We start from the raw sequence: 9911 nt of genomic DNA on the forward strand, positions 1-9911 counted from the left end.
TCTGCGGGAATGCTACCAGAATGCCGGGTTCGACGATGTGCGCTTCGTCAACGAACCCGACGCGGCCGCCCGTGCGGCCGGGACGGCACCCGGCATCGGCCTGATCGTCGACATCGGCGGCGGCACCTCTGACTTTACGCTCTTTGAAGACCGGGATGGCGCGATGAATGTGCTTGCCAGCCACGGCATCCGGCTGGGCGGGACCGATTTCGACCGCGACCTGAGTTTCGACAAGGTGATGCCGCTCTTCGGGCTGGGTGGTGAGTTGCGCAATGAGCTCGGTCCGGGGCGGCATTCGGTGCCGCGCGCGGTGTTCCACGATCTGGCGAGCTGGGAAAAGATCGCCTTTCTCTACGGCCCCGCGACTTTGCGAAACGCCAGGGGCATGGCGCGGATGGCGGTCGATCCGGTGCGGTTGAACAGGCTGGTCCGGGTGATCGAGAACGAGATCGGCCATGACGTCGCCTTCGCGACCGAGGCCGCCAAGATCGGTGCGAATGGCGCGGATGAGGCGGAAGTCGATCTGGGACTGGTCGAACCCGGTTTAAGGCCGGTTCTGACGCGGGCCGAACTGGCGAGCGTGCTCTTTCCATCGGCACAGGCGATCCGGACGGCGATTGACGACACGCTGGCAAGCGCCGGGATAGGCGCAGATGCGGTCGCGCGGGTCATCTTTGTCGGCGGATCCAGCCTGTTGTCGGTGGTCGAGGCCGAGGTCCGTGCCGCCCTGCCAGAGGCGCGGGCCGAACGTTCGGACGTGTTCACGGCGGTTGTGCGGGGCCTGGCCTATGCCACCGCCGATCCCGTCTGACTTGCCTGTTCAGGCCAGCCGCCGTATCACGCCGCCATGTTTACCGTCGCCGCCCTTTACAAATTCACCGCCTTCCCTGACCCCGCCGCGCTGCGCGGACCGCTGTTGGCTGCCTGCGAAGCGGCAGGGGTCAGGGGTACGCTGTTGCTGGCGCGCGAGGGGATCAACGGGACGATTGCTGGCAATCGGGGCGGAATAGATACTGTTCTGGACCATATCCGCGCCCTGCCCGGCTGCGCCGATCTCGACTGGAAGGAAAGTACCGCGTCCGAGATGCCGTTTGGCCGGATGAAAGTGCGCTTGAAGCGGGAAATCGTGACGATGGGCGAGCCGGATGTCGATCCGCGCGCAGGCACCGGCAACTACGTCGACCCGGCAGACTGGAACGAGTTGATCGCGGCCCCCGATGTCGTCGTGATCGACACCCGCAACGACTATGAGGTCTCCATCGGCACCTTCGATGGCGCCATCGACCCCGGCACGAAAAGCTTCCGCGAGTTTCCGGCCTGGTGGCGGGACAATGCCCAGCGCTTTGGCAACAAGCGCGTGGCGATGTTCTGTACCGGCGGTATCCGCTGCGAGAAATCGACGAATTTCCTGCTGAAGGAAGGGGTCAGCGAGGTCTATCACCTCAAGGGCGGCATCCTGAAATATCTTGAGGACGTCCCGGAAGATCAGAGCCTGTGGCAGGGCGAATGCTTTGTCTTCGATCAGCGGGTCAGCGTGGGCCACGGACTTGTCGAGGGACCACATGAGATGTGCCATGCCTGCAGGCGCCCGATTTCAGAGCAGGAGATGACCCATCCGGACTATGAAGAAGGTGTGCAATGCCCGGCTTGCGCGGAGGAATATTCCGATGCACAGCGGGAACGGTTTCGGGAACGTCAGCGCCAGATTGAGATGGCCAAAGAGGGTGGACGTCGCCATCTGGGGCGGCGCGGGAACGACCCCTAACGCTTCAGGAACGCAAAGAGACGCTGCATGCGGAGCGGCGCCACGAGATTCCAGTCATAGCCCAGAGATGCGGACCGGGCCAGATCGCCCCAATGACGGCGCAGTTCCTCGGAGGCTGCGAAATCTTCAAACCGCTGACGCAGGGCCTGCGCATCGGACGGGTCCACGATGTTGATGGCACCTGTTTCGGAACCGATGCGCCCGGCACCAACGGCTGACGCGATCACCGGCAGACCATGGGCGGCGGCCTCATAGGTCGCGATCGGGTCGCCTTCCTCCAGCGACGGAAGCACGGCGACATCGGCACGTGCGAACTCAGCCGCAATGTCCAGCGTAAAGCCGACACAACGGACGTTCGGCGCATCGAGGACATCGGCGAATATGGTCCGGAGCGCTGGCTCGATATCTCCGACGATTCTGAGCGTGGCGTTTTTGGGTGCCCGCCGCCATGCGTCGAGCAGGAAATGCGCGCCCTTGCGGACACAGAGCCGCCCGAGAAACAGGAACGTGACCGGTTCATCGTTATTCTTGCGGGGCCGCGGCGCCAGGGATTTCGGCACCCATGTGCCGTAGCTGGTCGGAATGATACGATGTTCGAGCACGGTTCCCCGCATCGACTGTTCGGTGGCGGGGCTGGGTGTAAACACTGCCCGGCACAGCGCTTGCCGTGTGTTCTGTTCGGCGATACGCGCTTCGGTAATCCCGTGCCCCGGTGCAAACCCCAGCGCATCGTAAGCGGCATCCAGAAGTGGCTTGGCTGTTGCCATGCGTGTGTTGACCGCCTCGACAACAATGGGCACGCCCCTTGCGGCCAGAGCTTCATAGATATGCAAGGGCGTCGAGGGCCAGAGATAGGCGATATCTCCCTCTGATACCGCATCGAGAAACTGGTTCCGCAGGCGTGACCGGACCAGATGCTTGGTGACGCCGTATGGAAGTGTCTGCAGAAGACGCGGCAGGCTCGTGTGAACGATAAGTCCATGCGGCGCAACGCCATCAAGATATGATGTGAAGAGGTCAACCTTGACGCCAGCCGCGGCGGCCCCGGTCAGGATCGACCGGCAGGTCATGCTGACACCAGCCAGCGTACCGGGCATCTCCATAAAGGTCCGGATAGCCGGGCGCTCCAATGCATCAACCTTCATGATGGGTGCGCCTACGTTCAAATCGTCCACTCACTACTCTCCACAGCCCCGCCGAAGGGGCGCATATGGATTACACTCGTTTGATCAAGTTTTCCAGTTGCAAGAAGCAGACCACTGAAAACCGGAGAAATTCCGCGAACCATGTGCGGCTGACCAGACAAAGGCATCATTTCCCGTCCTCTTCGTGCGACCTGCGGAACCCGTCATTCCCATGACCGCCTTGTGCGAATCGCGTATAGCGCGCGGTGGCGCTTTCTGGCGGCGTTTCCGTCATGTCCTTTGCGCCATCGCGCGCGAGTGTCACACTCACACCTTCGCGGCGCATGACAGGCTCTGTCTGACGTGACCACATCGTTCTTCGTTCATTTCGGGCGTCCGCCGGGTTGGCGGCAACGCGGGCGCCTGCGCCGTCCTCGTCCGTCGCGTTCACCATCCACAGACCCGCCCCGAGAAGGAAGAATACGAATGAAAAGATGGACGTCCAGATATGCACCGTCGCCAGAGTGAAGGTCAGCCCGACGAAGGTGAACATCCAGGCCAGGCGAAGGTCAGACACCGCAGATCCGGGCGTCAGCCTTGTCCGGGCGACCCGTATCATTGCGTCGGCATATCCGGCCGCGATCAATAAAAAGCCGGGAATGCCGAACTTGACTGCCATCACCAGCCAGAAGTTGTCGATACTTCCCGACCGCATGAATCCCGGCCGGACCCACCTGCGAAGACCCAATCCCACGAAGGGGTTGTCCCAGACATTTATCATCCCCCATTCGAAGATGATCGCCCGGTAGAATGCGTTATGGGCCGAGAATGTCGCATAGCTCATGAACACCCGTATCGGTGTCCGGTTTGATGCGAGGTCAATGACAACATAAATGAACGCAAATATCCCGACGAGGATCAGCCACCTTTTCGGGTTGTTGCGGAGCATGAAGTTCCACGAGATCAGACCAATCTGAAGCAAAGCGGCAAGAAGGGCCCCACTTGACAGGGACAGGAACACCGCCAAAAGGATCGTCATCGACCCCATGACCCGTGCGGTGCCGCCCATAACACTCCGCATGCCGATCCAGGTCAGCGACAGGGCCGCCGTACAGAAAAGCCCGTAGTGGATCGGATGGGCAAAGACGACCTGCGATCTGTGCAACCCCATGCGTGGGGGAACGTCGATCTGGACGACAGAACTGATGCCGGGAATGCTGTCGATCCATTTCACCAGAATTGCGGTGCCGGTCTGCGATTCGACCAATGCAAACGGGATCGACAGGATCGCAAAACCCAACATCATGCGGATGAGCGAATAGAAGGCCGCCGGAGAGCGGATGCAGGTCCGCCCGACCACATAACCGCCGAGGAATTCCAGAGCATTCGCGCCACCATTCTCGATGACGCGATCAGGGTTGTTGATGCTGATCGACAGAACTACCCACAGCGCGTGGAGGAACAGCAGATAGTCGACCGGATAAACCTTGCCATATCGGCCCGAGAACAGCCCGATTGTGAGCGGGACAAAGACAAAGATCAGCACAAGGCGCAGCATGCTCATCGCCAGCGATCCGATGTCAAAACCGATCGGCAGAATCACCGCGACGACATAGAGCAGCACAATGATCGCGCCAGTGTCAGCGTCACTGCCGCTGCTGGTCTTGTTTGCCACCGGCTTATGCGCTGATGTCGGTGCCGTGGCGGCTGGTGTGGAACGCGTGTATATCTTTGTTTCTCCGCGGGGACGCCGTGTTGTACTGGCCTATGGTCGAACGGTCGACTGATACTATATCATCCAGTCATCACTTTTCATGAACGGCGCATTAACCTCAGTAGCCCTTCAACCAATCGTGACGCGCCTGCCACGTTTCCAGCCATGCCACGGCCTTTGCATCGGCTCTGCGCATGCCCAGAAATGACAGGGCGCGGAATGCCGATGCCCTGATTGCGGCCCATATCCACATCATGGCCAGGCCGAAGGGCACCCATGGCCGTGGCCAGTGATCTCGAATGAGGGTCGCCCGCGCCTTCGCCAGCAGAACCATCTTGCGGCCGAGCGTTTTCGACGCCGCCCCGACGATATGCATGATCTCGGCATCCGGTGTGATCATCGGCTGATATCCGAGTCTGGCCGCCCGCAGGCACAGGTCGGCTTCCTCGCCATACATGAAGTAACGCAGATCGAAACCGCCGAGGGTATTCCACAGCTCGTGGCGGATCAGAAAGAAGCAGCCGACCACGATGTCGACTTCGCGGACGGTATCGCGCTTCCATCCGCCCATCGCTTCGGGATTGAAGAATTCTGAGTTTGGCGCAAGCGCGGTCAGGCCGGTTGCCGAACAGAACAGGCTCCAGGGCGTCATCCGCATCCAGCATGAGGCAATGTTAAGCGATCCGTCGGGAAAGACCGTTCGTCCGCCATAGATCCCGGCCGAAGGCTGGTTGCGGGCGAAGTTCATCAGGTTGTCGACAGCGCCAGAGTAAACTTCAGTGTCGGGGTTGAGAAGCAGCAACCATTCGGTATCCGCCTGCGCCGCAACGATGTTGTTCGCCTGTGCGAAACCAACGTTTTCCGGGTTGCGGATCAACTCGACCGTCGGAAACTCGGCAGCGATCGCATCGGCTGAACCGTCTGCCGATGCGTTGTCGAAAACGACCACTTTCATGTCCGTATGCCGGGTTTCGTCCCGCAATGTCCGCAGCGCCGCCAGCGTGAGCGCACGGGTATTGTAGCTGACCACAATCACCGTCAGGTCCGGTGCGGCGCTGTTCCTGATGTCCTGCATGAGGCCTCAAAACACAATTCTTGCAACTCTGCCAAGAGCTTGATCCCCAAGACACTCCAACTGTCGCTTTATCCAAGCAAAGAACACCGGTGAAATTAACCCTCGGGGAACCATTTGCGTTTCATTAACTATATTGACGTTTTCTAAATGTGACTTAGCCGGGATAGTCCCGGTCCCAAGATCGGTCAGGAGGACCCGATGCTTCTCGATCCGGCCACGCAGCTTTCGTCAACATTCAGCCCGGTTAAGCCGTTTTGTCGTGACACTCTCAACGGCAAGTCCCACGCTAAGGTCCGCAAGCGTGGACTCAATCGGCTGGGTCGTCTGCGAAATCTGCTGGTTTCGCTGCGGCGGGTCTGGCTGCGGCGGGTCTGGGGGATGGACATTCACGACACGGCCCAGTTTTCGATGTCGACGAAATTTGACCGCACCTTTCCTGTCGGTGTCCATGTCGGCCCCAATTCCTACATCGCCTTTGAAGCACGGATCCTGACCCATGACCGGACACGCGGCCTTTACCTTCATACCCGCATTGGCGCGAACTGCTTCATCGGTGGTCGCAGTCTGATCCTTCCCGGGGTCGAAATCGGGGACAATTGCGTCGTTGGGGCGGGTTCCATCGTGACGAAGTCTGTTCCGCCGGGTTCGGTCGTCGCAGGAAATCCCGCGCAAATCATCAGGTCCGGTATAGATGTCGGCCCCTACGGCCGGTTTGCCGATGCCGACGCCACCGAAAGCGCCCTTGTCCAACAGGGGCTGGCCTGATCCTCATGCGCCTTCTGGCAGTTCTCGGCCTACTGATCATCGGGGGTGGTGCGCTGCAACTTAGCCCGCCGCCCGAGATCGGCGACCGGATCGTGCCGCTGAAGCGACAGTCAGGGCTGACCGGGGATCTGCGGGTAGCGGTGTTCGGAACCAGCCTCGCCCGCCGCGCAGAATGGCCGGGCAGGATCGATGGCCGACCGGTTCCATGCGGAACCGGTATCTTCCGCGTCACGGTCATGGGCAAAGCCGGTGCAGGATCGCGGGACGGGCTGGCGCTGCTACATGCGGCAGATGTTGCCGATGAGGACATGGCCATCCTCGAATACGCGATCAACGATGCCGATCTGACTGACGGGATTTCCCGACGTGAAAGTCGGGCAAACCACAGGCACATGATTGCTACGCTGCGGGACCGCAACCCGGATATCGCCATCATCCTCATGGCGACCAATCCGGTTCGCGGCCTGCAACGGCTGAAGCGGCCACGCCTGAACACGTACTATAGAGACTATGCGGAACTGGCCGACGAAGCCCATGCAAGTTTCTTCGACGGCACAATTCGCTGGCGCACCGCAGGCGTGGATCGCATCGGAATGCCCGACGGGCTGCACCCGGTGCCCGCCGTGGAGGTTGATCTTTACCAGAAGGATCTGACGGCACTTCTGGCGCAAATTGCAGGATCGAAGTGTCGGCACGCAGAGCGTTGACGTCTTCCTAGCGAAACGCGCGCATGTCCGGCCTTCTGCGCAACAGCTTGTCGGTCGGTGATATGTACGACCGAGATGTGTCGGGAAGATGCGAGGGAGTTGCGAAACGCAAGCGCCCCGCCTCAAGCACGGCGCAGGCCACCGGACGAGCGCCTCTGCCTGTCCGGTTGAGACCGGCCACAACCGTGGCGCCGTCCCGCAAGACGGGAAAACGCTATGCTTTCACTTTCATCCCTTTCGCTTCGGGCGACGCGACCCGGGCAATCCGGGCCCGGGCCCCAGCCGGGTTCGGTTTCAATTGCCGGTTTCAGCCGCGACCGCACGATCTTTGACAGCGGCGCAGCTTTCGGCCTTGCCGCCGCCGATGTTCCGCTGGCAGGTGGCGGGACAGCAGGTCAGGTGGTGCAGGCGCGGGCCATATCGCTTGACGATGGAGGCGCGGCGACCACTGCCTGGATCGATATCGCGACAATCGACGGCTCTGGCCAGTGGACGGGCAGCATTTCGGCACCACGCGCGGCCACCTGGTTCCGACCCGAAGTCCGGCTGAAATCGCAACCCGGCGTCAGCGCGCAGGGTATGGACCGCTTTGGTGTTGGCCATGTCATCGCGATATGGGGGCAGTCAGAGCCTGACCGGATCCTGTCGGCCTTTCACGATAATACGCCCCCCCCAGCCATTCCGGATGCCGAAGCAGTTCAGATATTCGACGGTGCCGATACCAGTCCGGTGCGCCACCTGCTCAGCGATGCGGCACCATTGACCGCCGCCGCCGCCGCCATGGCGGCAACGCTCATCGCCACCCGGCCCGGCGAAAAGTTCGCACTTGTCTTTCATACGGTGTCCGGTTCGGACCCGCGTATGCTTGTGGACGATTCCAATCCCGGCCGATCCTGGGCCGCTGACAAGGCCTTGCATGATTTTGCCACCGCAGACGGGCAGCATGTCGGTTTGGCGGCAGTGTCGTGGTTCGCCGCCTCGGGTGGACTTGGGGCCAGTTACGGCGAAGCGCTGTTTCCCCTCTTCTCGGGCAAGACCATCGCCGGAACGCCGGTCAGCTTCCCCGCGACAATCACATTCGGCGCGGGCGGCAGCTATCACGCGGATCACTGGTTTGGTGAACTCTACGACTATGCCCGCACGCGTTGGATACCCTACGGCCCACACCGCTTCGATATCGACGCCGATATGCTGAACGCAACGCACTATCTGGGCGGCGGGATGCAATTCAACCTTGCCAACAAGGAAGCTGCGCGGGGCAGTTGGCGAACCATGCTGACGATACCGGATGCCACGATGTTCCTGCCGCTCGGGCTTGAGCCGCTGAACTATGTCAACGGCCGTGACGATGGCGCGGGCGGATGGACTGACATTTCCCACCCGTCGGGCGAAACATCTGACGGCCTGCAGGCATGGGCGCGCCTGACCGCGCTTACGGTGCTGCAATCGGCCGGACTAACTGGCTGGCAGGTGCCCGAGTTCGACAACTGCCTGTGGGAATCAGCCGGTGCATGGGTTGAAGTGTGGTCTTCGGCCGGTCCTGTCACCACGACGCGCCTTGCGCGGGGCGAACCGGCGCTTGGCGCGGCCCATGCGCATTGGACCGATGTCATGGGGTTCCAGATCAACGGCCAACCCGCAGAAAACATGCAGATCGTTTCGGGGCGTGTCCGCATTTTCCCAAACAGCGGCACCTTCACCCACACCGATATGGTCCAGTTTGGCGAAGGCGGCGCATCGGGCATGATTTCTTACCCGGACGATCATATTGCCGGGACCTGGAAGAACCTGCCAATTGTCGATATCGGGGCAGCAGGCCTTGACGGTGTATCCGTCCGGCCGCTGGCCGATACGGCGATCCTCGCCAATACGCTGCCCGTCGGCGCTCCGAGTTTCCATAGCTCGGGCACCGGTCCCTACTTCCTCGACCCGCAGAATGTACCCGCGAATACCACCGCGATCACCCATGCCGCGCGCATTCGGTTTCCCGATCTTCCCGGATCGACCGCGATGCTGTTTTCGCAATCCGCAACCGGCTTCGACGTCGAACTGATGAATACCGGCAGTCTGAGGGTAACCGTAGAAGACGGGACCGGTCTGAGGACGATCACGTCGGCGACAGTGGCGACGCCGCTGGCGGCGGATGTGTGGTACGACATTGTCTGTTCCGCTGATCAGACCGCCAAAGTGTTCCGTGTGGTGATCAACGGGGCACTCATCGCGACGGTGCCATTCTCTGTACCCGGCAATGGTGTGTTCCAGAGCAACCGGGCGCTTAGCTATTTGGCACGCAACAGTGGCACATTGCAGTTGGCGGCTGAGGTCGAGTATCTCAGGACCTGGCTGTCGGCCACCGGGAACGGGGCAGCGCCCATTGGTGCGCCCTACAAATCAATTACCGGTCCTGCCTCATCCGCAAATAATGATCCGTGGAAACTGGGGGCCAACGCCACCTGAATAACGCCGTACGTAAAATGAAGGGGCGCGGTCCAACCCGACCGCGCCCCGGTTTGACTTGACTTGCATGACCCAATGGCAGCCACAGAAAGTTACCAGAGCGCGACGATGCCGGTTGCGCTGGTGCCGGTTGCATTGACGCGGGTCACCCGAAGCGGAAGAACACTGCCCCCCGGGACATTTTGCAGCACCACAGACTGCCCCCCGGCGCAGCGGATCGAAAGATCGCCGCCATTGCCCACATAGAGGGCGCGGGGAAGATGGGTAAGATCAGTGACGTCGTCCGGCGTCACAACCGCAGCAT

General features: G+C 61.2%; 9 protein-coding genes. 5 read left to right on the top strand and 4 right to left on the bottom strand.

The annotated features are described in order from the left end of the window. A partial coding sequence (locus tag WBB85_RS01945) for an Hsp70 family protein (protein WP_432636937.1) occupies positions 1-811 on the top strand: 811 nt, incomplete at its 5' end. Positions 812-847: 36 nt separating this feature from the next. Next, a complete protein-coding gene (locus tag WBB85_RS01950; protein WP_432636938.1) occupies positions 848-1765 on the top strand; it encodes a rhodanese-related sulfurtransferase in 918 nt (305 codons plus the stop codon). Here the strand turns inward: WBB85_RS01950 and WBB85_RS01955 are convergent. The 3 genes from WBB85_RS01955 to WBB85_RS01965 all read right to left on the bottom strand — a co-directional run bounded on the left by WBB85_RS01955 (position 1762) and on the right by WBB85_RS01965 (position 5678). Further along, entirely contained in the window at positions 1762-2940 is a 1179-nt protein-coding gene (locus WBB85_RS01955) for a glycosyltransferase family 4 protein (protein ID WP_432636939.1), read from the bottom strand. The genes WBB85_RS01950 and WBB85_RS01955 overlap by 4 nt on opposite strands. A 136-nt stretch (positions 2941-3076) precedes the next feature. After that, the gene (locus tag WBB85_RS01960) at positions 3077-4564 is read right to left on the bottom strand and encodes an O-antigen ligase family protein (RefSeq protein ID WP_432636940.1); all 1488 of its coding nucleotides are present in this window, start codon (positions 4562-4564) and stop codon (positions 3077-3079) included. Between the two features lie 157 nt (positions 4565-4721). Further along, positions 4722-5678, bottom strand: a complete 957-nt coding sequence (locus tag WBB85_RS01965; RefSeq protein WP_432636941.1) for a glycosyltransferase family 2 protein — start codon at positions 5676-5678, stop codon at positions 4722-4724. Between the two features lie 198 nt (positions 5679-5876). Between WBB85_RS01965 and WBB85_RS01970 the strand changes: the two genes are divergently transcribed. The 3 genes from WBB85_RS01970 to WBB85_RS01980 all read left to right on the top strand — a co-directional run bounded on the left by WBB85_RS01970 (position 5877) and on the right by WBB85_RS01980 (position 9607). Continuing rightward, on the top strand, positions 5877-6443 hold the full coding sequence (locus WBB85_RS01970; protein ID WP_432636942.1) for an acyltransferase: 567 nt from the start codon (positions 5877-5879) through the stop codon (positions 6441-6443). 5 nt (positions 6444-6448) lie between these two features. Next, positions 6449-7150, top strand: a complete 702-nt coding sequence (locus WBB85_RS01975) for an SGNH/GDSL hydrolase family protein (protein WP_432636943.1) — start codon at positions 6449-6451, stop codon at positions 7148-7150. Between the two features lie 216 nt (positions 7151-7366). Continuing rightward, positions 7367-9607: a LamG-like jellyroll fold domain-containing protein gene (locus WBB85_RS01980; RefSeq protein WP_432636944.1), complete on the top strand. Its 2241-nt coding sequence runs from the start codon at positions 7367-7369 to the stop codon at positions 9605-9607. A gap of 92 nt (positions 9608-9699) precedes the next feature. Here WBB85_RS01980 and WBB85_RS01985 read toward each other — a convergent pair. After that, positions 9700-9911 (bottom strand): spike base protein, RCAP_Rcc01079 family (locus WBB85_RS01985; protein WP_432636945.1); only part of this gene is annotated, 212 nt, incomplete at its 5' end.

Origin of the sequence: Albidovulum sp., from assembly GCF_049646345.1 — a bacterium.
Lineage (GTDB): Bacteria > Pseudomonadota > Alphaproteobacteria > Rhodobacterales > Rhodobacteraceae > Albidovulum.

Coding starts and splice junctions, on each gene's coding strand:
- WBB85_RS01950 (WP_432636938.1), top strand. CDS start 848: ATGTTTACCGTCGCCGCCCTTTACAAATTCACCGCCTTCCCTGACCCC.
- WBB85_RS01980 (WP_432636944.1), top strand. CDS start 7,367: ATGCTTTCACTTTCATCCCTTTCGCTTCGGGCGACGCGACCCGGGCAA.
- WBB85_RS01965 (WP_432636941.1), bottom strand. CDS start 5,678: ATGCAGGACATCAGGAACAGCGCCGCACCGGACCTGACGGTGATTGTG.
- WBB85_RS01975 (WP_432636943.1), top strand. CDS start 6,449: ATGCGCCTTCTGGCAGTTCTCGGCCTACTGATCATCGGGGGTGGTGCG.
- WBB85_RS01970 (WP_432636942.1), top strand. CDS start 5,877: ATGCTTCTCGATCCGGCCACGCAGCTTTCGTCAACATTCAGCCCGGTT.